General features: G+C 38.4%; 19 protein-coding genes and 2 rRNA genes (1 of these 21 cut by a window edge). 11 read left to right on the forward strand and 10 right to left on the reverse strand.

The features are described from left to right. Positions 1 to 91: 91 nt before the first annotated feature. From IGJ53_RS02120 to IGJ53_RS02140, 5 genes are all read right to left on the reverse strand, one after another. Positions 92 to 1465 carry a PTS transporter subunit EIIC gene (locus IGJ53_RS02120; protein WP_010731922.1) on the reverse strand — a complete coding sequence of 458 codons (1374 nt, stop codon included), beginning with the start codon at positions 1463 to 1465 and terminating at the stop codon, positions 92 to 94. Beyond that, the gene (gene rbsD, locus IGJ53_RS02125; RefSeq protein WP_002373273.1) at positions 1465 to 1860 is read right to left on the reverse strand and encodes a D-ribose pyranase; all 396 of its coding nucleotides are present in this window, start codon (positions 1858 to 1860) and stop codon (positions 1465 to 1467) included. The genes IGJ53_RS02120 and rbsD overlap by 1 nt, the downstream gene beginning before the upstream one ends. A 21-nt stretch (positions 1861 to 1881) precedes the next feature. Beyond that, positions 1882 to 2805, reverse strand: coding sequence for a ribokinase (gene rbsK, locus IGJ53_RS02130; RefSeq protein ID WP_010731923.1), 924 nt, complete (start codon positions 2803 to 2805; stop codon positions 1882 to 1884). A 108-nt stretch (positions 2806 to 2913) separates the two neighbouring features. After that, the gene (rbsR, locus tag IGJ53_RS02135; RefSeq protein WP_010731924.1) at positions 2914 to 3927 is read right to left on the reverse strand and encodes a ribose utilization transcriptional repressor RbsR; all 1014 of its coding nucleotides are present in this window, start codon (positions 3925 to 3927) and stop codon (positions 2914 to 2916) included. An 80-nt stretch (positions 3928 to 4007) separates the two neighbouring features. Further along, positions 4008 to 4607 (reverse strand): isochorismatase family protein, encoded by a 600-nt coding sequence (locus IGJ53_RS02140; RefSeq protein WP_259742427.1) that lies wholly within the window; start codon positions 4605 to 4607, stop codon positions 4008 to 4010. A 184-nt stretch (positions 4608 to 4791) separates the two neighbouring features. Here IGJ53_RS02140 and IGJ53_RS02145 point away from each other — a divergent pair, with 184 nt between their 5' ends. The 3 genes from IGJ53_RS02145 to treC all read left to right on the forward strand — a co-directional run bounded on the left by IGJ53_RS02145 (position 4792) and on the right by treC (position 10187). Then, positions 4792 to 5493: an ABC transporter ATP-binding protein gene (locus IGJ53_RS02145; RefSeq protein WP_010731926.1), complete on the forward strand. Its 702-nt coding sequence runs from the start codon at positions 4792 to 4794 to the stop codon at positions 5491 to 5493. 9 nt (positions 5494 to 5502) lie between these two features. Beyond that, a complete protein-coding gene (locus tag IGJ53_RS02150; RefSeq protein ID WP_010731927.1) occupies positions 5503 to 8214 on the forward strand; it encodes an FtsX-like permease family protein in 2712 nt (903 codons plus the stop codon). Between the two features lie 344 nt (positions 8215 to 8558). Beyond that, entirely contained in the window at positions 8559 to 10187 is a 1629-nt protein-coding gene (gene treC / locus IGJ53_RS02155) for an alpha,alpha-phosphotrehalase (RefSeq protein ID WP_259742426.1), read from the forward strand. Positions 10188 to 10248: 61 nt separating this feature from the next. On the opposite strand, the gene IGJ53_RS02160 is transcribed toward treC, so the two are convergent. Beyond that, a complete protein-coding gene (locus IGJ53_RS02160) occupies positions 10249 to 11430 on the reverse strand; it encodes an AI-2E family transporter (RefSeq protein WP_438749435.1) in 1182 nt (393 codons plus the stop codon). Between the two features lie 249 nt (positions 11431 to 11679). On the opposite strand from IGJ53_RS02160, the gene IGJ53_RS02165 reads away from it, so the two are divergent. Next, entirely contained in the window at positions 11680 to 13203 is a 1524-nt protein-coding gene (locus tag IGJ53_RS02165; RefSeq protein ID WP_010731930.1) for a zinc ABC transporter substrate-binding protein AdcA, read from the forward strand. 67 nt (positions 13204 to 13270) lie between these two features. On the opposite strand, the gene IGJ53_RS02170 is transcribed toward IGJ53_RS02165, so the two are convergent. The 3 genes from IGJ53_RS02170 to IGJ53_RS02180 all read right to left on the reverse strand — a co-directional run bounded on the left by IGJ53_RS02170 (position 13271) and on the right by IGJ53_RS02180 (position 16035). Continuing rightward, positions 13271 to 13999: a LytR/AlgR family response regulator transcription factor gene (locus tag IGJ53_RS02170; RefSeq protein ID WP_002373260.1), complete on the reverse strand. Its 729-nt coding sequence runs from the start codon at positions 13997 to 13999 to the stop codon at positions 13271 to 13273. A gap of 12 nt (positions 14000 to 14011) precedes the next feature. Beyond that, the gene (locus IGJ53_RS02175; protein ID WP_002373258.1) at positions 14012 to 15292 is read right to left on the reverse strand and encodes an ATP-binding protein; all 1281 of its coding nucleotides are present in this window, start codon (positions 15290 to 15292) and stop codon (positions 14012 to 14014) included. 140 nt (positions 15293 to 15432) lie between these two features. Then, positions 15433 to 16035: an accessory gene regulator B family protein gene (locus tag IGJ53_RS02180; RefSeq protein WP_002293263.1), complete on the reverse strand. Its 603-nt coding sequence runs from the start codon at positions 16033 to 16035 to the stop codon at positions 15433 to 15435. A 244-nt stretch (positions 16036 to 16279) separates the two neighbouring features. Between IGJ53_RS02180 and IGJ53_RS02185 the strand changes: the two genes are divergently transcribed. Together IGJ53_RS02185 and IGJ53_RS02190 are read left to right on the forward strand one after the other, a co-directional pair. Further along, the gene (locus IGJ53_RS02185; RefSeq protein ID WP_002293266.1) at positions 16280 to 16486 is read left to right on the forward strand and encodes a hypothetical protein; all 207 of its coding nucleotides are present in this window, start codon (positions 16280 to 16282) and stop codon (positions 16484 to 16486) included. Positions 16487 to 16670: 184 nt separating this feature from the next. Continuing rightward, complete coding sequence (locus IGJ53_RS02190; RefSeq protein WP_002321450.1) at positions 16671 to 17390, forward strand: deoxynucleoside kinase; 720 nt, start codon at positions 16671 to 16673, stop codon at positions 17388 to 17390. Between the two features lie 79 nt (positions 17391 to 17469). Here IGJ53_RS02190 and IGJ53_RS02195 read toward each other — a convergent pair whose 3' ends face one another. Beyond that, complete coding sequence (locus IGJ53_RS02195) at positions 17470 to 18153, reverse strand: YoaK family protein (RefSeq protein WP_010731931.1); 684 nt, start codon at positions 18151 to 18153, stop codon at positions 17470 to 17472. Positions 18154 to 18372: 219 nt separating this feature from the next. On the opposite strand from IGJ53_RS02195, the gene IGJ53_RS02200 reads away from it, so the two are divergent. The 5 genes from IGJ53_RS02200 to IGJ53_RS02220 form a co-directional block, all read left to right on the forward strand. Continuing rightward, complete coding sequence (locus tag IGJ53_RS02200; RefSeq protein WP_010731932.1) at positions 18373 to 20559, forward strand: ATP-dependent helicase; 2187 nt, start codon at positions 18373 to 18375, stop codon at positions 20557 to 20559. 348 nt (positions 20560 to 20907) lie between these two features. Next, on the forward strand, positions 20908 to 21318 hold the full coding sequence (locus tag IGJ53_RS02205) for a Spx/MgsR family RNA polymerase-binding regulatory protein (RefSeq protein ID WP_002286258.1): 411 nt from the start codon (positions 20908 to 20910) through the stop codon (positions 21316 to 21318). A gap of 13 nt (positions 21319 to 21331) precedes the next feature. Beyond that, positions 21332 to 21688, forward strand: a complete 357-nt coding sequence (locus IGJ53_RS02210; protein ID WP_002310798.1) for a Spx/MgsR family RNA polymerase-binding regulatory protein — start codon at positions 21332 to 21334, stop codon at positions 21686 to 21688. A 674-nt stretch (positions 21689 to 22362) separates the two neighbouring features. Further along, positions 22363 to 23923 (forward strand): 16S ribosomal RNA (locus IGJ53_RS02215). A 229-nt stretch (positions 23924 to 24152) separates the two neighbouring features. Then, positions 24153 to 24628: ribosomal RNA gene (locus IGJ53_RS02220) — 23S ribosomal RNA — on the forward strand (it continues 2439 nt past the right edge of the window). The 16S and 23S rRNA genes sit together here, the layout of an rRNA operon.

A 24628-nucleotide genomic window follows, 5' to 3' on the forward strand; every position in this document is an offset into this window, starting at 1 on the left:
ATCACAAAAAATTTATAAAAATAACGATCCTAAAAAAGAAAAAGACTGAAATATGTGATAAGCATCTCACACTTCAGTCTTTTTTCGTTCATTATTCGTACGACATTAAGTCTTCATCAAACCCGCTAACAAGGGTGGTGATCATTGCCACGACTAGACTAACAGCCAATCCTGCTAAGTACCAGAAAAAAGTACCGGAAATAAAGGCTGGCAATGTGGTCAGGCTACCAAATACAAAAGCGATCGCTTTCACTTGAGCAAATCCCATGACAGCTCCACCAGCAGCTGCACCGATGCAAGCAGCAACAAATGGTTTTTTCAATGGAATCGCGATTCCGTAAACAGTAGGCTCGGTCACTCCCGCAAGTAAAATCGAAGCGAAAGCAGAACCAGAAATCGAACGTGTCTTTGAACGTTTACTTCGGAGGAATACCCCTAAAGCTGCACCAGCCATTCCAAAATTAGCTGCTCCTGTCAACGGAACGATACGGTCGAACCCATAAGCTGAGATATTGCTGATCATGACAGGATTTACAGCCCATTGGATACCAAATATCACCAAAATATTCCAGCCTCCAGCGATGATTGCTCCACTGATCGGACCGTTAATATCCATCATCCAAGTAATTGCTGCAGCTAAACCTTCACCAAGATAAACACCGGCAGGTCCGAAGACCATTAATGTCAAAGGAACCGTGATGACTAATGAAAGTAAAGGTACAAATACTAATTGCATGTTTTCACGAATATATTTTTTAAGGAATCTTTCGACAAAAGAATAAAAGAAAATACCTAAAATCGCCGGCATGACAGTAGAGGTGTACTGCATCAGCACTACAGGAATCCCCAGAAAATCAGTAGCTGCTTTACCACTATCTGAAAGTAAAGAGGTCAAATTTGGCTCAATCAGCGCTGCAGCAATGACAGCCGCGATATATCCATTCACTTTGAACGTTTTGGCGGCAGAAAAAGCGAGAAAGATTGGCAGAAAATAAAAGACAGCATTCGACGCAGCAGACAAAATATGATAAGTCCCGCTCGTTTCACTAAGCCAGCCAATCGTAGTCGCTAAAACAACCAGACCTTTTAATATACCAGAACCGGCAAATAGGGGAATGATTGGCGTAAAGATTTCCGATATCAAACCAAATAGTTTTTCGATCGGATTTAGCTTTTCTTTCGGAGCTGTATGATCGATTTGACGTGTCAATTCCTTATAAGCAGGAGCCAATCCCTGATCCATAATTACTTCTGCATATCTATCGAGTAAAATGAAATATTTGATGGAAGGGATTTGCTGCTTTAATTTTTCTACATTTGCTGCTGGCTGTTTTTGTAATTTGATACGAAGCCGAGTCGCACATGGGAGGACAGAATCAATATTGTCCTTTCCTCCTAACTGATCAATCAGCATATGAATCTGCTCGGACAGTACCATCTGTTCAGGATTCATTGTCGTTTCCATTAGAAGACCACTCCACTCACTAAGATAATATTGGCATAAGGTGTCATCTCGCCTGTACGAATAAATGCATGGCAGTTATTCAAATCTTTTTTCATTTCTTCATGTGGGATAAAGCTAATCGGTGTATCTGGTAACAGGAATTTGATTTTTTCCAATATTTCCGGATTCATTGTCTTTATTTCTTCCGCCAATTCAATGGATTGTACTTCAAGTTCTTCTAAAACGTTTTCTAAAACAGATAAAAAGCTTGGAAGTCCGTTTGAAACAGCTAAATCTATTTTTTCAGTACCAAAGGGAACAGGCATGCCTGCATCCCCGATACTTAATTTGTCAAAGTGTCCCATTTGTGCGATTACTCGTGAAATATCTGAATTGATGACTTTTCCTTTTTTCATGTTTGTTTCTTCCTTTCGTTGTTAATTTATGACTGCTGATTGTTCTAAAGCTTCACGGTAAGGGATAGAAGGTTGCGCACCATAAGACTGTACGGCAATAGAAGAGGCTAGATTTCCATAAAGGATCGCTTCTTTCAAGTTACCAAGGTCTGGCTGAAGTGTGCTGCTCAATGCCCCAATAAATGTATCACCTGCGGCTGTCGTATCGACAGCATCTACTTTAAAAGCAGGGACAATACCGTGTTCTTTTTTTGTGTGGTAGAAAGCACCGACACTGCCCAATGTAATGATTACTGTTCCAATGCCTAATTCATGCATTTTTTCAGCTGCTGCGACCAAACTGTCATGGTCTGTAACTCTGATTCCTGTAATAATTTCTGTTTCTGTCTCATTTGGTATAATGATATCTGTCTTTTCGAGTAGTTCAGTAGGAATGGTTTCTCTAGCTGGTGCAGGATTCAGGATCGTTGTTTTTCCTGCGTCTTTTGCAATAGAAAAAGCTAGGATCGTCGCATCTAAACTACTTTCGAATTGAGCAATAATAAAGTCACTGTTTGTAATCAATTCTTTGTTCTTTCGGACTTCTTGTTCATGGAAAGCATTATTTGCGCCTGCATGAATCAAGATACTGTTTTCTCCTGCTGCGTCCACCATAATCATTGCTTGTCCGGTTGCGGCGCCCTCGATTTCAGCAATTCCAGATGTATCGATGTTTTCTTTCGTCAGTAGATCCAACAATTGCTGTCCTTCACTGTCAGTTCCAACACCTCCAATAAAAGATGTTCGTGCGCCTGAACGTTTGGCTGCCACTGCTTGGTTGGCACCTTTGCCTCCGCCAGCGTGAAAAATCTCATGTGCATGCATCGTTTCTCCTGGTTTTGGCATTTTGGTTAAACGAAGGGTAGTGTCCATATTAATACTTCCAATTACTGTAACCGTGTTCATTTCACAAACCTCCAACTATCTCATTTATTTTGATGGGAAGAATTATTTTTTAAAACGTTTTAGTAAAACGTTTTAATAGTTCGATAAAAATATAGCACACCTTGAAAGCTATTTCAAGGGTGCAGTCGAAAATCTTTTTTCTAGTCGTACAGGTAGCCGTTTTTCTTCCCACTCTTTTTCTGGGAATTGGATTCGATCTAACAATAATTGGGCAGATGTTTGCCCCAATTCGAAGATTGGTTGTGCAATCGTCGTCAGTTTTGGCTTGATATATTCGCACATATCTATATTATCATAGCCAATAATGCTATAGTCTTCTGGGATGCTTTTTCCAGCTTCCTCTAATCCGCGATATAATCCAAAAGCTAATTCATCATTTAAAGCAAACACACCAGTTGCAGCAGAATCAAGAAGTTTTGCCGTGATTTGGTAGCCGCCTTGTTTTGAGAACTGTGTAGGCAAGAGGATCAGTCGGTCGTGAGGGATTTGGTAAACATCAAGAGCAGATTTAAACCCATCAATCCGAGCGTGGACATTTTCCGGAAGATTTTCAGGATAGACAAGGGCAATCGTTTGATGTCCTAGACTAAGCAGGTGCATACCTGCCAGGTAACCACCGCGAAAATCGTCTGTTCGTACGGCATCACTAAATCCTTCAGATTTTTTTTGATCCAAAACAATGAAGGGCCGGCCTTGTTTTTTTAAATTTTCGTTGATTGCATCTGTAGAGACAGCAGAAGTCGCGATAATGAATCCATCCACACCTCGACGTGTGAGCTCGGCTAGGTACTCGATTTCTTTTTGATGATCAGAATCAGCATTACATAATATCGTGACGAAGTTCTGATTGTACAAGATATCTTCAATTCCTCGCATCAATGTACTGAAGAATGGATTCGTGATATCAGGAACGAGTACGCCAATCGTTTTCGTTTCCTTGGTAATCATTTGTCTAGCAAAATAATCAGGTTGATAACCTAATTCTTCTTTAGCAGCTAAAACTTTCTGAACGGTTTTCGGACTGAATTTCTCCGTATTTCCATTTAATATCAAGGAGACGGTTGTGATTGAAACGCCGGAAAGTTTAGCGACTTCTTTGATTGTGATCTTTTTTTTCACCATGTTCATACTCCTATCTAAATCCTGTGGTTATTTTCCCATGAAATCAAAAAGAAGTAAATGGAAATCACATATGCCAGTACTTATTTGCTTTGTTGGATCGCTTCGATTATTTGTTTCGTTGAGCGTACTCGTGCAGTTTTCGGAAATATCTTTTTTATGAACAATTGATGCGATTCTTTGTCACGATCACTGCAAGCATCTTCAGCAAGCACGATATGGTACCCGTGTTGAAAGGCATCTAATGCAGTAGCATATACACCGTTTGTTGTCGCTACACCGCTTAAAATGATGGTCTCGATTCCACGACGGCGAAGTTGAAGATCAAGAGAAGTACCAAAAAAAGCACTTGGATTGTATTTTGTGATAGTCAACATATTATCTGTATCTTTCAAAGAATCCTTCAAAAGTAAATCAGTGAATTCTGGAGGTACAGAAGCAGTCATTCCACCCATATCAGTTTGTTGACTCAAATAAGGGAAAGTGGAGATGTCTACGTTCACTAAAACTTTCAAGGCAGCGGTACGTTTCAATGTACTTGCTAACAAATCATTGTTTGTCAGAATAGATGCTGCAGTGTGTGGAGAGAGTGTACCGTTATTTACGATCCCTTTTTGCATGTCGATCGCGACAAAAGCAGTTTTTGATAAATCAAAAATCATATTTTTCTTTAAATCATTCATGATGTTCCTTCTTTCAAATAACAATGTTTTTTATGTAAGTAAATCATAAATCGTTTATTTGTCAACTAAATAAAGGATTCCTTTCTTTAGTCTAGAGAAATTCAATGGTAAAATAAATAAGTGTGAGAAAACGCATTCGATGCATAGATATAGCGAGAAATATCGTGAAAATGGAGGAATCAGAGTGAAGTATGTCGAAGTAAAAAATGAATACAAACGATACAAGATGGGAGAAACGACCATTATAGCAAATGACGATATTTCTTTTTCAATTGAAAAAGGCGAATTAGTGATTATACTTGGCCCTAGTGGAGCGGGAAAGTCAACGATTCTTAATATTTTAGGTGGGATGGACACACCTGATGAGGGGCAGATCATTATTGATAACACAGATATTGCACAATTTTCAGACAAGCAGCTTACTGCTTACCGACGAACAGATGTAGGGTTCGTCTTCCAATTCTACAATCTCGTTCCTAATCTAACAGCAAAAGAAAATGTGGAATTGGCAACGGAAGTTTCCCCTGATGCGCTTGATCCTGTAGAAGTATTGACGCAAGTGGGCCTAGCTCATCGATTGAATAACTTTCCGTCCCAATTATCAGGAGGCGAACAGCAGAGGGTTTCCATTGCTCGAGCATTAGCCAAAAACCCTAAATTGCTTTTATGTGATGAGCCGACAGGTGCACTGGATTTTGAAACAGGAAAGCAAGTATTGAAATTATTGCAAAATGCTAGCAGACAACATGGCAATACTGTTTTGATCATTACACATAATTCTGCTTTAGCGCCCATCGCTGACAGAGTCATCCACATCAATGATGCGAAAGTAAGGTCAGTTGAATTGAATGAGCATCCTTCATCTATTGATGAGATTGTATGGTAGGGGGATTTTATGAAAACAAAAACATATCTTAAAGCAGGTTTTCGCGAAATCCGGCAATCTAAAGGGCGGTTCATTGCAATCATCCTCATTGTCATGCTAGGAACACTTTTATTCGTAGGTGTCAAAACTGCTGGACCTGTCATGCAAAAAACGATGGATCACTATGTTGGGACAGCAGGACTTTCTGATTTGCAAATCGTTTCTACTGGTGGTTTGACACAAAAAGATATCGCTCAAGCAGAAAAGATCCCAGATGCAAAAGTAGAAACAGGAAAACAGTTCTATTATTCCAATACTGGCAAAAATGAAGTGATCCAAATCTTTTCTTATAACAAAAATAGCAGGCAGAACAAGCTACAATTAATTGATGGAAAACGCCCGGAAAAACCCAACCAACTTTTATTAGATGAAAAAGCGGAGAATGCAGGGTATAAAATCGGTGATGTCTATCAGATTGATTCAGATGAATTGAAAGAAAAAGAGTATACCATCACTGGATTTGTCCGCTCTCCATTGTTCATCAACAATTTGGAGAGAGGATACGCGAATGTCGGAAATGGTAGCGTTGATTATTTTGTCTATTTGCCTGAATCCAATTTCAAGACGGATATTTATTCTGTCTTATATCTTGATTTTACGAACGTAAATAATTTGAATACGTACAGCAAAGCTTACAAAGATAAAATGGAGCAAAATCAAGAAAAGGCAGAAAAGTATTTACAAGATCGACCCGAAGAACGCTTAGAAGAGCTGAAAAAATCGGCAAACGAAGAATTAGAACCAGCACAGCAAAAAATAACAGAAGGCAAAGCACAAATAGCACAGGGAAGAACACAGTTAGAAGATGCTAAAAAACAGTTAGCGCAGCAGTCAGCAGCTATCCAGCAGCTTCCTGAAGCGCAACGGACAATCGCTGTACAAACTTTGTCTCAACAAGAAGCTCAACTCGCTGATCAAGAAAGGCAGTTAGTTGAGAAAGAAAGAGAACTAGCTTCTGCGGAGGAAGAGTGGAACGAAAATGCAGAAAAAATTGAAAATTTAACTAAACCATCATACCTATACAATGAACGTTCAGAAAATGTCGGGTTTCAAGAATTTGGTGATCTGGCTGAACGTATCGCAGCAATCGCCAATGTTTTTCCTGTCTTCTTTTTCTTTATTGCCGCATTGATCACCTTTACGACAATGACGCGTATGGTAGAAGAAAACCGCAGGGAAATCGGAACATTGAAGGCGTTAGGTTATACGAAAGTTGAAATCGCAAAAAAATATGCAATCTATGCAAGTCTAGCTTCAGGAATAGGCATTGTTTTAGGAACGATATTAGGAACGAATCTTTTACCAAGGATCATTTTTGAACTATCTAACGAGCGATATGACATCGGGAGTGCCCTTGTTTTTTATGACTGGCCACCGATTTTACAAGCAGCTGCCGCATTCTTCATTGCCGCATTTGGCGCTGCAATGATTGTTTTGTTCAAAGATCTAAGAGAACGGCCTGCTGCATTGCTTCAGCCGAAAGCACCGAAGCCAGGGAAACGTATTTTTCTTGAATACATCACTCCGCTGTGGTCACGCCTTAGCTTTAATCAAAAAATCAGTTATCGAAATCTCTTCCGATACAAGTCAAGAATGCTTATGGCGATTATCGGAATTGCTGGCTGTGCCGGTCTGATGGTTGCGGGCGTGGGATTGAAAGATTCTCTAAGTTCTGTCTCAGCCAAACAATTTGGACCAATCATTGACTATCAAGCAATCGTTACATTAGATTCATCCACGGAAGAGAATCATCAAAAAGCAGCGGATATGTTGCAGCAGCAAGAAAAAGTAAATGAGATCCTAGCTATTCATACTCAAACCGTAGAATTGAGAAAAAAAGGGCATGCTTCGCAAAGTCTGACAGTGATTGTACCGAGTAAAACAGCTGATTTTGATCGTTTTATCCATTTAACAGATCTTGAAGAGAACCCACGTTCCTTACCTAAAGCAGGAATCGCTATTACGCAAAAAGCAGCAGAACTATTTGACTTATCTACAGGAGATCATATGTCGCTTTATGATGAAAATCAAAAAGAATGGAAAGTCGAAGTAAAAGAAATCGTGAAAAACTATCTAGGCAGCTTTATTTATCTGTCCCCTGAATATTATGCTTCAGTGACCGATCAATCGATGACGGATAATGCATTTTTGCTGCGTACAGATAAGATGACAACGAAAGAAGAAGAAATGCTTTCCGAGAAACTGCTTGCTACAGACGCCGTGACAAATACGTCTTTCATGTCCAAACAAATCGAAACGCAAGAAGAATCAATGGCGAACTTAGACTCGGTTGTATTAATCTTTGTCGTATTGTCAGGATTGCTGGCTTTTATCGTCTTGTATAATCTAACTAATATCAATATTTCCGAACGTGTACGCGAATTATCTACGATAAAAGTCCTTGGATTTTTTGATAAAGAAGTCACGATGTATATTGTTCGAGAAAATATCATCTTTACTCTCTTAGGGATCATTGGAGGATTTGGTGTAGGATATGTATTGACTGACTTTATCTTACAACAAGCATCTATGGAGAATGTCATCTTTCCACTAGTGATTACATGGTGGGCTTATGTTTTATCAGCAGGATTAACCATCGTATTCACGGTTATTGTGATGATTGTTACCCATTTCAAATTAAAGCATATCGATATGATTGATGCGTTGAAATCGAATGAATAAAAACAGAGGTTGTGAAATCAGCGGTTGTGAGTCTGCCGTTTCACTCTGAGTCACAAGGAGCAATTTCAAAAAACAGCTCCTCATATTTTTCATTTGAAAGGACTTATTGTCGTAGATGAAAGCTTTTGAACATCATTTATAGAAGAAACAAGAACATTTTGCTATTTTAAACAAGAGACTAGACAAATACATGTCTGATCTCTTGTTTTTTATTGGACAACACCCTCTTAGGAAGTATAAAGATAAATTTTACAAACGCTTTCTGTTCAGTTATAATAATAAATGATAACTTGTATATATAAGTTGTAATAGGTAAGAAATCAGTTGAATGGAGGCAAATATCCATGACATTTAAAGACAAAGTCATTTATCAAATCTATCCCAAATCTTACAAAGACAGTAATGGTGATGGAATTGGAGATTTAAAAGGAATTAAAGAAAAACTGCCATATTTGAATGATCTAGGGATCGATATGATCTGGCTAAATCCTATTTATCCAAGTCCTCAAAAAGACAATGGTTATGATATCTCTGATTACACAGCCATCGATCCTATCTTTGGTACGATGGAAGAATTCGAGCAACTAATAGCTAAAGCAAAAGAATACCAAATAGAAGTCATGCTCGATATGGTACTGAATCATGTTTCGACAGAACATGAGTGGTTCAAAAAAGCACTAGCAGGGGATCAGTATTATCAGGACTTCTTCATTTTAAGAGAAGAACCAACGGACTGGGTATCAAAATTTGGTGGGAGTGCTTGGTCGCCCTTTGGAGATACAGGGAAATATTATCTGCACTTATATGATCAGACACAAGCTGACTTGAACTGGCGGAATCAAGCAGTAAGAGAGGAATTATTCAAAGTAGTTCGTTTTTGGATGGAAAAAGGGGTAAAAGGATTCCGTTTCGATGTTATCAATGTTATCGGTAAAGACGAGCAATTGAAAAATAATAAAGAAAATGATGGTAAACCTGAATATACGGACAAACCAATCACCCATACGTATCTAAAAGAATTGAACCAAGCAACGTTTGGGACGGATTCCACTATCATCACAGTCGGTGAAATGAGCTCTACGACGATCGAAAATTGTATCTTGTATACAGAACCTAGTAGAGAAGAATTATCAATGGTCTTTAATTTTCATCACTTGAAAGTTGACTATGAAAATGGCAATAAATGGTCAACTCCCCCATTTGATTTTGCAGAATTAAAGCGACTGTTCCATACTTGGGGAGAAAAGATGAGTGATGGTAATGGCTGGAATGCTTTATTTTTTAATAACCATGATCAGCCACGTGCGCTCAATCGGTTTGTAGCTATCGATCAGTATCGAAAACAAGGAGCAGAGATGCTAGCAACCATGATCCATTTAAATCGTGGAACACCATACATTTATATGGGAGAGGAAATCGGCATGGTCGATCCAGACTATTCCTCAATTTCCGACTATATTGACGTAGAAAGTTTGAATGCTTACAAGTTGCTCCTTGCACAAGGATTCACAGAAAAAGAGGCGTACCGTCGAATCAAAGCAAAATCTCGTGATAACTCTCGAACACCCATGCAATGGTCCGATGCAGAACAAGCAGGTTTTACTACAGGAAAACCTTGGTTAAAAGTTGCAGGTAAGCTAGAAGAGATCAATGTAGAGAAAGAACGATCTTCTGAGGATTCTATTTTGTCCTATTATAAGAAATTGATTCGATTGAGAAAAACATATCCAATCGTTGCACAAGGCGATTATCATGCTTATGGAGCAGATCATCCGCAAGTTTATGGCTATCTTCGCCAATTTGAAGGGCAGCAACTGCTTGTATTAACAAATTTCTATGATAAAGATACAAGGATCACCATTCCAGAAGGATTCACAGAATCCGATATTCTTATCGATAATTATCCTGATACTGTTCTCCATCAAAACCTGGAGCTAAAACCATATCAGGCAATTGCTTTACTGAAAAACTAAAATAAAAAAGTATAAAACGCCGATCCTACGAGTTATTCTCGTGAGATCGACGTTTTGTATTTTATTTAAAATAATCTTCTTCAGAAAATGAAGAGTGTTCATACTCTCCTTTGTCGCCATAAAATTTATTGTAGCGTTGTTTGAATTTACGGAAAATAAAAGTAACGAGTAATTTGACTAACGTATAGATAGGAATACCGAAAATAACGCCCACAATTCCCATTAGATCACCCATGACAAGCAAAACGATCAAGATCGTAATCGGATGGATCTGCAAACGATCACCCATTACTCGAGGAATCACCAAGTCACCATGGAGAAGTTGTACGGCAAACCAGACAATGACAAATTTGACAGCCATAAAAGTAAAGTCTTGGAATGCAATGATCAAACCCGGGAAAAAAGCGATAAACGGTCCAATATATGGAATAATACATAATAACCCAGCAGAAATAGCTAAAACACTGGCAAATTCTAATCCGATCAGTAAGAAACAAACCCAGTAGACTGCTCCAAGGATAAATGAAGCAATGATCTGCCCCTTTAAAAATGAACCCAATTGTTGATTAGCAATCTTTGTCAAATTTTTAAAGTCTGTACGAAATGCTGGTGGGACAATGGCTAAAACTGACTGATAAAATTTTTGAGGATTTCTCAAAAGGAAAAAAGTGACAATGGGCCCAGTAAATAAAGTAATGAAAATAGCTGTAACAGTTGAAAAAATATTGCTGATCCGTTGTGCGCCACTTTCCCAATAATTTCCAATAAAGCCAGCTATATCAGACGTCACGTCATCAATAGAAGTAAAAAATTGATTAAATGAATCGGCAAAAGGTGTTTTTTCCAAAAATTGACGGAGACTCTCTTGGAAATCTTGAAATAAATCTGGCAAACTGCTAATCAATGTTTTTGTCTGTTCTTCAAGAAAAGGAACAAGCCATACGCTTCCAAGCCCCAATAAAAATAAAATAATCACATAAACAATAATGACTGACAGGTTCCTCGAAAGGTGCTTGCTTAAACGTTTGATGACTGGTTCCAAAAGATAATATAAGATCAGCGCAAACAATAATGGGGGCAAGATAGTAGCGATAATAATCCCAACAGGCTTGAATATAAATGAAATCTGATGGAAAAAATAAATGATCAGTGCCAGCAGGATCACCATACCTAAAACATAGTAGGAGGTTTTGCCTCCCAAAAAGCGGATCAAACGATTCGTTGTATCTGTTTCTTTTTTCACTCATTTTCCTCCTTTGTCTATAACTTTATTATAGACAAAAGAGGGGATAAAAGGAAAATGATAGAGGTTGATTGAAAAAATATCGGGAACCATCCATACGAATTTTCTCCTCAATTAAAATAAGAAAACGCTTGACAGCTCTTTTAGCCCTATGATAAATTAAATTCTGTTGCTAAAGCGTAACTATTACGATTTGATAGAGGCGAATCGGAACATTCAAATGAAAGAAGATGAGAAGGAGTGTTATAAATGAAACGACTGATAGGTATATTGGCTACACTGGTTTTAACAGGTATGTTAGCTGGTTGCGGGGCAAGTGGAGAAGCAGGGGACAGTAAAGAAAAACTGAGCGTGATGACGACCTTTTATCCTATGTATGATTTTACAAAAGCAATCGTCGGGGATGAAGGAGAAGTAGAATTATTGATTCCAGCAGGGACTGATTCCCACGATTATGAACCTTCTGCTAAAGACATGGCAAAGATCCAAGATACAGATATCTTTGTTTATAATGATGAAAACATGGAAACATGGGTCCCCGCAATCCAAAAAACATTACAAGAAGGCAACGTCCATACGATAAAGGCGACAGAAGGTATGCTTTTACTTCCGGGAAGTGAAGAAGGACATGATCATGACCATGAACACGGGGAAGAAGGTCATACACATGAGTTAGACCCGCATGTATGGCTAGCACCAAGTTTAGCAATCAAGCAGGTAGCAAGCATACGTGATCAGCTGATTGAAGCCTACCCAGAAAAACAGGAAGTATGGACAAAAAATGCAGCAGCCTATACCGAGAAACTTCAAGCACTCCATCAGCTTTATCAAGAAACATTTAAGCAAGCAAAACAAAGATCTTTTGTCACGCAACATGCTGCATTCAACTATCTGGCATTAGAATATGGATTGAATCAAGTATCTATTGCTGGTCTTTCTTCTAGTGAAGAACCGTCTGCGGCGAGAATCGCTGAACTGAAACACTTTGTTAAAGAACATGGGATCAACTATATTTATTTTGAAGAAAACGCCAAAGATAGTATTGCCAGAACGTTAGCAAACGAAGCAGGTGTATCTTTAGAAGTATTGAATCCTTTGGAGGGGTTGACGAATGAACAAATAGAAAATGGAGAAAACTATCTTTCTATCATGGAAGCAAACCTCGAAGCGTTGAAAAAAACGACAGAGACAGAAAACCCGTTAGAAGATACTTTGACCCCCAAAAAAGAAAAGAGCGTCTATAACGGTTATTTCGAAGACGAGGATGTACAAGATCGCTCTCTTTCAGATTGGTCAGGAACTTGGCAGACAGTAGATACGTATGTAGAAGATGGGACATTTGATCCTGTTTTTGAATATAAAGAAAAATTGAATCAGGATAAGACAGCACAAGAATATAAAGAATACTATACGAAGGGCTATCAAACAGATATTGCTTCAATCAAGATCGGTGAGAAAGAGATGGCATTTACGTTTAAGGATGGAACAACGAAACGTTCAAATTATCGTTATGTAGGAAAAGAAATCTTAACCTACGAGGCAGGAAACCGTGGTGTAAGGTATCTATTCGAAGCAGAAGATAAGGAAAGTGGCGCGTTTAGATATATTCAATTCAGTGATCACACGATTGCACCGGCTGACTCCGAACATTTTCATTTATATGCAGGAAATGAAAGTCAAGAAGTATTGCTAAAAGAAATGGAAAATTGGCCAACATTTTATCCAGACACAATGGATGGCCGTGAAATTGCACAGGAAATGCTTTTGCACTGAGAGACAAAAAGAACCGAAGGGTTTGGATCGGCTGATTATTTAGTCGATCCAAACTATTCGGTTCTTTTTATGAAATTAACTTTTTTAATCCACGGATAGAGACAGGGATAGTCTCACCGTTTGCCAACGTGACTTCTCTGGTTTTTTTATTAATCGACCGCACGTTTTGTGTATTGATAACATAAGATTTATGACAACGAATAAAATTCCGATGCATTTTCTCGATTTCTTTGATCTTCTCGTAGAATTGCAATTGAGCATGAGTCAAATGAACTTCCAATTTATGTGGTGCGCCTAACGAAGTAGAAAAATATTGGATTTCTTTGATCGGTAAAAATTTGATCTCATCATTGAACTCTATTTTGAAGATATCTTTTTGGATCTGGGACATTTGAAAATCTTCAAAAATTTTGCTCAGAATCTGCTCGACATTTTCTTTTAAATCATAAAGGTCTTCTTTCACAATATAGTCAGTCGGCTCAATGTTGCTTTTTAAGATTGTCATCGACATTTCCGTATGAGAAGTCACATAGATTATTTTTCCTAAAGGATCTAATTCACGGATCAATTTACCAATCGCTACGCCATCCATTTCACTGTCTTCTAATTCAATATCTAAAAAGTAAATACCAAAAGAAGAAGTTCTGATCTTGGCCGCATTGAGAAGTTCTTCCGGATCAGAGGTAGAAATATGAACATAACTGTCTAAGTTTTCAATCATGATCCTGTTTTTGATCACCGTTGATAAAACTTCCAATTGTTTTGGATCGTCTTCACAAATATAAATGGGAATCATATCATTACTCCTTTATTTTATTTGTATATAAATCGTTTGAGAAAAACGTTGGTTTTCAATTGATGTTTCAAGGAAAAGATAAGGGTTTGTCTTTGTCAATTCATCCAAGATAAACAACCCAAGTCCTTCGTTTTTTGGATTTGTTTTTGTTGAGAAACCTTTTTGTTTCAACTGGTTTAACGGTAATGTATTTGTTGTTGTATTGATTACACGAATCATCACAGAATGATTTTTCTTGATGATTGTCAATTCGATCTTTTTCTTCTTTGCAGCACTAGCTCCTTCAATCGCATTGTCTAAGATAATACCAAGCATACGTACAAGGTTTACCGTATGTTTCGTATCCAACTCGATTGGCTTAGGAAAATGAAGCTGGACGATCAATCCTTTTTCCTGTGCCATCATGAGTTTTAATGACAGCAAACTGCGTATTTCAGGAACTTTCATATTATCCAACATACTTAGATTGGCCGGGAAAAGGTTCATCATCTGGCGTGTAGGCAATATCGTTTGATCGTAGTACGACCGTAATCCTTCCAAGTCGCCTTCTGCAATATAGCTGTGAAGAGAAAAGAGCAGATTTTGGTAATCATGTTTGAATTCTCTCAAGTCTTGATAGTTTTTTTCCAGATCTTTGATATAATCCTGCTGCATCCTGACTTGTTGCTCTAACAACTGATCAGCTAATTTCTTATTAGAGATTTTCCAATAATAAACCAAGATGATCAAGCCGACACACAGATAAAGAATGAAAAAACTAGTATTCAAAGCTAAGACATCAGGTGTTTCACCAGAAAAACGGGTATAAAAAATAATGATATAGTATGTAAATAATATCAACGTCCCAATCGTACCAATCATACGGCGGTCCACTGTGTGAAACCAAGTCTCTAACGATTTTTTAAAACAAAAAGCTAATAAAGCAGATAAAAGAGCGGATAAGGCGATGTGAAAATACTGCAAGGAATCTCCTGGTTCAACAACCGCAGATTTCAAAACAAAAAAATCGCCGATGCTTGTTAAATGATCTCCTAAAAGCGACGTCAATAATCCAAAAGGAAGCGCGTAAACTAATTGTTGACGCGAAGTCGAAAAGAAGAAAAAAGTAAGCATCAGCATTCCTATAGCAATTAGAGCAGTAAAAATCCCTAAAACTGAGTAGACCCATCCAATCAAAACGCAAGAAATCAGAGTGACTCCTGCAAACAGATAGTTGTATCGGATATGATGGTCAATCAATAAGATACAAATTGTGTAAATCAAATATTGCAACGCTATGGACCATAAAAACATAAAGTACAGCTCCCATTGATTTTTACCAAATTATAGCACAATTAGCGTATTATTTTTTTAATTTTTCAGGGATTTTGAATTCAGAACTCATACCAAAGCAGCAGCCAGATACAAAAAAGTCAGATAAGTTAGTTAATTGTTTAATGATTGTTTTTTTCATGAAAGATTCCTCCAAAATTCATCAAGTAGTTTGTAATAGGAAGCAACGTAGCTATTTCTAAAACAATCCCAAGTAGCAAATAGGTAGAAAAGTAAGAAGCTGAGAAAAATAAAGTGATGAGAGAAAAAATTAGAAACATGCTGATCGCCTTCTTTAATAATGGTGGACGTTTCTCGGGTTCAATGGGATTGATTGCTGTACCTCTTGATCCATAGCGAAGCAGTAACAAAAAGCAGCTGATTAACAAAAAGACCATCATTGGGAAGGAGATAGTCAATTGCAGATGTTTCATCACCAAGGGAACGCCCCATAAATAAAGCAGTGTCCACAGCAGACAAACGAATTCAGAGTCGGAATGCAATCCATAAGCATATCTGCGGATGCAGATATAGGAAAGAAAGGTAATTCCTGTTTCCGCCCATGAGCCCGTCACCAGAGAAAAGACTAGAACGACCGCTAGTTTTCCAAGGTTGTTCAATAAAACTTCTAAGGCAAATTTTACTTGGACATACACCATATCTTCTTCCGATTTGTCTCCGCTGAATAAGGTTTCTAATAATTTGTTCACAACTTTATCTTTCATCTCATACGTACCTCCACCACAAATTCTATGCTAAAAAAAATAAAAAACGTGTTTTGTTTCATAAAAAGTGGTTTTGGCATCAAAACCGTCATGATTTCCTTAAAAAAATCTTCATTTTTTAAATCCTTTCCAAAAAAGGTGACAGTTTTGATACGAAAAGTACTTTTTATGACAAGTTTGTGTTTTTTCGAGTATTTTATGTTAAAAATTTACTGACCTTAGAAAAGGTGATGGAGGGATTCTTATGGAAAATGAACAATTGTTTGAAGTCGGCGAAACATATGCATTTAAATCTGATTTATTTGAATCACCAATAAAAGGAAAAATAGAAAAAATCTATGAAAATAGCGTGATGATACGTGTCATGAATTGCGCAGCAGAAGACAATGATACCGCTCATAATCTGCACTGGCAGTTAGTCGTACGCAAATCAAGTACAATAGAAGAATAAAAACAGATAAAATGTTGAGAGCATAAAAGAGTAGAAGTTCATACATTCTACTCTTTTATTTTCATGAATAGGCGTGACTTCTAGCTACTATTGGCGAAGCAGCCTGTAAGGAGCAGATAAAGTCAAGGCTTTTATTTCTATCAATGAAGTAGTAAAATGAAGAACAGATTTTATTACAGGAAGGATGCCGATAATTGTGATTATTGTTGCAGGAACGATCGGTGCAGGGAAAAGCACACTGACTGAAATGCTTGCCCAAGATTTAGAAACAAAACCTTTTTATGAGAACGTGGAGGATAATGAAGTATTGCCACTGTTTTATTCTAATCCGGAAAAGTATACTTTTTTATTGCAGATATTTTTTTTGAACAAACGTTTTTTGGCGATTAAAGATGCTTTCAGCCATGATGACAATGTACTAGACCGCTCCATCTACGAAGATAGTATGTTGTTTCATCTGAATGCCGATTTAGGGCGTGTTTCTGAAGTAGAAGTAAAGCAGTATGAAGGGCTTTTAGAGACGATGCTGAAGGAATTAGAAGAAATTTCGCCGCAAAAGAAACCGGATCTGCTGGTTTATATTCGTGTATCCTTTGAAACTATGTTAGCAAGAATCAAAAAACGAGGTCGGGAATATGAACAGCTAGAGCAAGATCCTGAACTCTATTCCTACTATAAAGAACTCAATCGACGTTATGAAGAATGGTATGAACAGTTTGATATATGTCCCAAAATAGTAATCGATGGGGACAAATACGATTTCGTAGCCGATCCAGCATGTGGAGAACAAATCGTACAAGAAATCAAGATGCGGGCAAAGAAAATGACAGAAGAGGCAGATGCCCAGTCAATCCGCTACACTACAAATAACCCGAAAGCAAAGGGTATCTTTACAACTAAATAATAAAAAAACTAAGCAAATTGCTCACTCACAAAATTTCTTTGTGAACAGCATCCTGCTTAGTTTTTTTGATTCAGGGGAATCAAAAGGTGAAACGGTTCGTATGATAAAACTGCCATAACTGAAATGTCTGAGTGAGGGCCATGATCAAGAATAAAATAGAAACGACCAAAATCGAATGGGTGCCAAACAAATGATGACAGAATACAAGGACAATAGCCCCTGCGATAAAGGCAAGAACGACAGTTAAATAGTGGAAAAATCGATCAAAATCTGCTTTTTCTTTAGTAATACAATAATCATATAAATTTGTTGCTACCCCTTTTAAATTTCCTGTTGTGAATAAATTGGTGTAGGCACGCCCGTTGATTTTATCAAAAGCCACCCACTGGATCGAGGCCGTAAAAGCAATTAAAATCGTTACTAATGCGGGATGCTCATGGACAGGTGTCAAACTGACAAAGAAAAAAATCACCGCTTCATAATATAGAACAAATAAACGCCAGAAATGTTTTTCTTTTTTTCTAAAATAATCAATCAAATACTTTGTTAGAAGAATCCCTAAGAAAAAGAAAAGGGTAGATAATACTTTTTTGCCAACGCTTAGCCACTCTCCGTCAAAAGCTTGGATGATCGATAGGATGATATTGCCAGTTTGAGCAGAGGCAAAAGCACCATACTGGATATAAGTATAACTGTCCATTGCTCCTCCGATAAATGTCAGCAAAAGACCTATTGTACGCCCCTCGTGAAAGGAAGTTTGCATTTTTTTCATCACCTTTTATGAATATAATTTTGTCTTCCTTATCTTAGCATAAACGATTGAAAAAAAGGAAAAATTTTCAGAAAACTAAAATCATCTCGCTCCCCATTTTCATTTTTAGAAAGGTCTGTTAGTATAAAGAAAAAATAGACAACGAGATTTTAAATAATCAAATTGGAATAAACAACTTCAAAGAAGAAAGATGGGAAGGAAATCAATCAGTTGGATGAAAAAGAAATTCTCCGATTACAAAAAGAACTGAATCGTTGGGAGAACAAATATAAAAAGCTTCAACAAGTCTTTCGGCTACAAGAAGAAATTATTGCTACCTATGAAGCGGCTTATGGAGAAGCCCCTGGACTTATTGAGGAAGAAATGCAGGAAAAAGAAAGCAAAGAAAACAACTCTTTCTTTAAAATGATGGAGAAACGTTCTTATAATCGCTTCAATCAAGAACAAAAAGCAGCTATCACATACGATATGCAGAAACATCTTCGAATCATAGCGGGAGCTGGGAGCGGCAAGACGCAAACAATCTGTGCAAAAGCTGTGTACCTGATGACACAAAAACAAGTAGACGAAGAACGCATACTGATGATTACTTTTACACGGAATGCTGCAAATGAACTAAAAAAACGAGTAGATAATTTCAGCCAAAGGAAAACTGCTGTCCATATCGGAACATTCCACAGTATCTTTTTCAGGATATACAATGAGATTTGTCGAAAATTCCCTGATGTGGCAATGCAAGGGATACAAGGAGACTTTTCAAAAGATACTGCGCAAAAAGTAAATGCTGTTTTGCAACAGCTGATACGTAAATATAATCTTTATCTATTTGATCAATATGGAGAAAAAACGATTGCTTCTCGCTTAGACTATTGGCAGAATATGAACCTATCAATAGAAGAAATGATTCAGTTAGTTAAAGAAAAATATGATTCCATTGATAAGAATGCAAGACAACCGATATCAGAACGACTATATGGATTGCTTACAGAACTCCAAGAACAAAAAAGAAGGCAGCAATTGTTAGAGTTCAATGATGTACTCCAAAATTTGAAAAGCGCTTTGGAGAATGACGAGATTCAGCGCTATATTGGACAGAAATATGATTATCTATTTATTGATGAATTTCAAGATACTAATCCACTTCAATGGGAAATCGTGAAGCGGATGACAAAGGAAAACGGAATCAAGTTAATCGTTGTTGGAGATGATGACCAAAGTATCTATGGATTCAGAGGATCAGAGCCAGCATATATCAAGAACTTTGAAAAAGAATATCCTACTAAAACTCTTTTCTTATTAACTAATTACCGCTCTCGGGCAGCTATTGTCCAAGGAGCGAATAGATTGATCAGCTATAACAAAAATGATCGGATACCAAAGGCGATGATTCCAGCACAAAAAGAAGCGGGCATTATGGAGGCTTATTTGTTCTCAGATACAAAAGCAGAAAGCCAGTGGCTGATAAGTCAAATTCAGTCATTTATTCAAAAAAATGGGAAATATAAGGAATCGATTATATTATACCGATCGGCTTCGCAAACACAGCAACTTGTCCAATCTCTGCTGAAAACGAATATTCCTTTTGTACTGGAAGCAGATAGTCCATATGAAGGTATCTTTGGCATCAAGTCTTTCCAACAGTTCTATCAAAAAATCGTTCATTGGCAAACAGCGCAGAATCCGCAAAAGAAAAATCAAACCTATCAGCAATTGCTGCGGCAGCTGATGGTAGACTGCTATCTGAAAAAAAGTGAATGCGATCAATACTTTTCTCCTAAATATCAAAATACAGCCATTACGGATTATATTTTGTCGGTAAGGCCCAATTTAAAATCCAAATCTGCAGAAATCCGCCAGTTTGAGGAAGCGTTGCGTAAAACAGACCAGCATCAAGAAATCTATTCGCTTGTACAAAGCTATCTTCATCTGCCACGTATAGCTAAGGAAATCGATCAGAGTGATCAAGAATGGATACGAGAAGAAGTAAAGCAGCATGCTACTTTTAGAAGTCTCCAAGCCTTATCGCAAGAAACCCAAGCAACAGCTAAAGAATTAAAAACCCGCTTGATTGCTTACAGACAAGGAAAACTTGATGCGCTATGTATCCAGAGCATTCATAAAAGTAAAGGTCTTAGTTACAGAAATGTCTTTTTAATTGGCTGTAACGAAGGAAGTTTGCCTTATAACGGAGCAACAGAAAAGAAAGTCGTCGACTCTAATGAAATAAAAGCAGAACCAGTGACGACGATAGAAGAAGAACGAAGACTATTTTATGTTGCGATGACTAGAGCAAGAAATCGTCTGTATCTATGTGTACCTCAAATGAAAAATACAAGAAAATTGAAAGTATCGAGATTTGTCAAAGAAACCGGTAGTCGTATGAAAAAAGGAAAGTGATGAAAGAGAGGTTGTGACAGAAGTGGTCAGCTTCAAGAAATAAGAAGGGATTTACGGAAATTGCTTCTCAAATTTTTGTAAAATTTCGGCTTATTTTCGAAGAAGCTACTTCTGGAACACCGTTTATTCGGAAAAAGGAGGTGTGACAAGATTTTTGTCACACCTCCCTTATTTATTTTTGAAAAATGAGAATACTATTATTAAAATAGGGAATACATAGAATAATTCTCATTATTTAAATGTAAATAATCGATTTTTTTCGACTTTTTTTATTTTTTATTAGCTAATAATTGGTATTTTAAAAGAAATTGCTGTAGAATTGGATTATAATTAAAAAGGAGTGAGAAAATGATAAAAGTGTATACTTCGCCTAGCTGTACTTCCTGTAGAAAAGCAAGAGCATGGTTGCAAGCGAATCAACTTGAATTTGAAGAGAAGAATATTTTTGCCGAACCGTTAACAGAAAGTGAGATCAAAAAGATCTTAGCAGCGACTGAAGGAGGAGTTCAAGATATTATTTCCACTCGGTCGAAAATTTACGAGAAGTTGGGAATAGATTTTAACGAATTAACTTTAAAGCAAATGATCGTCCTATTCAAAGAATATCCTTCATTATTGAGACGACCTATTTTGATTGATGAAAAAAGAATACTAATCGGATTCAATGAAGATGAAATCCGTTCATTTGTCCCTCGTGAAATTCGGTGTGTTGCTAGAAACCTAATCTATTTACAAAACAATAACATCTTAAATTCATAGGGAGGGAGTCTTCGTGGAAGTGAAAGTCTATGGATCGGCGCACTGTGTAACCAGTCTGAAGGCGAAACAATGGTTAGAATACCATCAATTGCCTTATCAATTTGTTGACTTAGAAGAACGCGATCTAAGTACAGAAGAAGCAGAAGAATTATGCAGTTTTGAAGAAGTGCAAGCAGAACAGCTATTTGCGACTTGGTCTGAGGCTTTTCACAACATTGCGATAGACCTTTCCTGTGTAGGTAAAAAACAACTGATTTCTTTATGTACACAACATACAAAACTCCTCAGACGTCCGTTGATCATTATCGATGAAGTTCTATTTATTGGATACAATGAGCAGTTGATGGAGCAACTTATCCTAAATAAATAGTCTTTACCTATTTTAATCAAATTTCTGAGCGCTTCGTACAGTTGGAACAGTCGAACACTTAACATCAAGTGTGTTATGTGTTCTTTTTTTGTCTTTATTTTTCTACTATAAAAGATATGCTCGATTTATGTGGTCAAAATTCAAATGTACGAGGGAAAATAGGCTGAGAAATATATTGACATGTGTAAATTTACATGATATATTCATTTTTGTTGTTTTAAGTAATACGCAAATAAAGCAGCATTTAAAAAAACTTAAAAAATAGTTATTGACATGTTGATGACGACATGATAAGATAACTGAGTCGTTAAAAAAGAACAGCTTGCGAAGCTTGATTCTATCGAAAAAAACTTCAAAAAAAGTTCTTGACAAATAACAAACGATAAGTTATGATAAATGAGTTGCTGAAAGATTTCAAAAAACGAAATCGAAAAAAACTTTTAAAAAAGAGTTGACAATCACTTGTCACTCTGATATGATATAAAAGTTGCTACGGCAGCCAAAACAAATCGGAGAAACACTTCCGATGAAGTAGACCTTTGAAAACTGAACAAAGTAAGACAAACCAAATGTGTAGGGCGTCTTGATTCAATTCAAGACAACAAACATTTTTAACAAGCAAGCAATATGCTAGCAAACAAATTGAGCTTAACAATCGCAAGATTGTTCGAACTTTTTATGAGAGTTTGATCCTGGCTCAGGACGAACGCTGGCGGCGTGCCTAATACATGCAAGTCGTACGCTTCTTTTTCCACCGGAGCTTGCTCCACCGGGAAAAGAAGAGTGGCGAACGGGTGAGTAACACGTGGGTAACCTGCCCATCAGAAGGGGATAACACTTGGAAACAGGTGCTAATACCGTATAACAATCGAAACCGCATGGTTTTGATTTGAAAGACGCTTTCGGGTGTCGCTGATGGATGGACCCGCGGTGCATTAGCTAGTTGGTGAGGTAACGGCTCACCAAGGCCACGATGCATAGCCGACCTGAGAGGGTGATCGGCCACATTGGGACTGAGACACGGCCCAAACTCCTACGGGAGGCAGCAGTAGGGAATCTTCGGCAATGGACGAAAGTCTGACCGAGCAACGCCGCGTGAGTGAAGAAGGTTTTCGGATCGTAAAACTCTGTTGTTAGAGAAGAACAAGGATGAGAGTAACTGTTCATCCCTTGACGGTATCTAACCAGAAAGCCACGGCTAACTACGTGCCAGCAGCCGCGGTAATACGTAGGTGGCAAGCGTTGTCCGGATTTATTGGGCGTAAAGCGAGCGCAGGCGGTTTCTTAAGTCTGATGTGAAAGCCCCCGGCTCAACCGGGGAGGGTCATTGGAAACTGGGAGACTTGAGTGCAGAAGAGGAGAGTGGAATTCCATGTGTAGCGGTGAAATGCGTAGATATATGGAGGAACACCAGTGGCGAAGGCGGCTCTCTGGTCTGTAACTGACGCTGAGGCTCGAAAGCGTGGGGAGCAAACAGGATTAGATACCCTGGTAGTCCACGCCGTAAACGATGAGTGCTAAGTGTTGGAGGGTTTCCGCCCTTCAGTGCTGCAGCTAACGCATTAAGCACTCCGCCTGGGGAGTACGACCGCAAGGTTGAAACTCAAAGGAATTGACGGGGGCCCGCACAAGCGGTGGAGCATGTGGTTTAATTCGAAGCAACGCGAAGAACCTTACCAGGTCTTGACATCCTTTGACCACTCTAGAGATAGAGCTTCCCCTTCGGGGGCAAAGTGACAGGTGGTGCATGGTTGTCGTCAGCTCGTGTCGTGAGATGTTGGGTTAAGTCCCGCAACGAGCGCAACCCTTATTGTTAGTTGCCATCATTTAGTTGGGCACTCTAGCAAGACTGCCGGTGACAAACCGGAGGAAGGTGGGGATGACGTCAAATCATCATGCCCCTTATGACCTGGGCTACACACGTGCTACAATGGGAAGTACAACGAGTTGCGAAGTCGCGAGGCTAAGCTAATCTCTTAAAGCTTCTCTCAGTTCGGATTGCAGGCTGCAACTCGCCTGCATGAAGCTGGAATCGCTAGTAATCGCGGATCAGCACGCCGCGGTGAATACGTTCCCGGGCCTTGTACACACCGCCCGTCACACCACGAGAGTTTGTAACACCCGAAGTCGGTGAGGTAACCTTTTTGGAGCCAGCCGCCTAAGGTGGGATAGATGATTGGGGTGAAGTCGTAACAAGGTAGCCGTATCGGAAGGTGCGGCTGGATCACCTCCTTTCTAAGGAATATTACGGAGACTACACAATTTGTTTTTACTTTGTTCAGTTTTGAGAGGTTTACTCTCAAACACTTTTGTTCATTGAAAACTGGATATTTGAAGTAAATGTAAGTAATACAAACCGAGAACACCGCGTTGAATGAGTTTTTTAATAAGTTCAATTGCTTATTTTCTTGATCTAACTTCTATCGCTAGAAGAAGGATCAAAACCCAACCGCAAGGTTGATAAGGTTAAGTGAATAAGGGCGCACGGTGGATGCCTTGGCACTAGGAGCCGATGAAGGACGGGACTAACACCGATATGCTTTGGGGAGCTGTACGTAAGCTATGATCCAGAGATTTCCGAATGGGGGAACCCAGCATCTTTAATAGGATGTTACGATTGTGTGAATACATAGCACATTCGAGGTAGACGCAGAGAACTGAAACATCTAAGTACCTGCAGGAAGAGAAAGAAAATTCGATTCCCTGAGTAGCGGCGAGCGAAACGGGAAAAGCCCAAACCAACAAGCTTGCTTGTTGGGGTTGTAGGACTCCAATATGGTAGTTCTTTCAGATAGTCGAATGACTTGGAAAAGTCAGTCAAAGAGGGTAAAAACCCCGTAGACGAAATGTGGAAGACACCTAGGAGGATCCTGAGTACGGCGGAACACGAGAAATTCCGTCGGAATCCGGGAGGACCATCTCCCAAGGCTAAATACTCCC

Source organism: Enterococcus sp. DIV1283b (assembly GCF_051710965.1).
Taxonomy (GTDB): Bacteria; Bacillota; Bacilli; order Lactobacillales; family Enterococcaceae; genus Enterococcus_B; species Enterococcus_B lactis.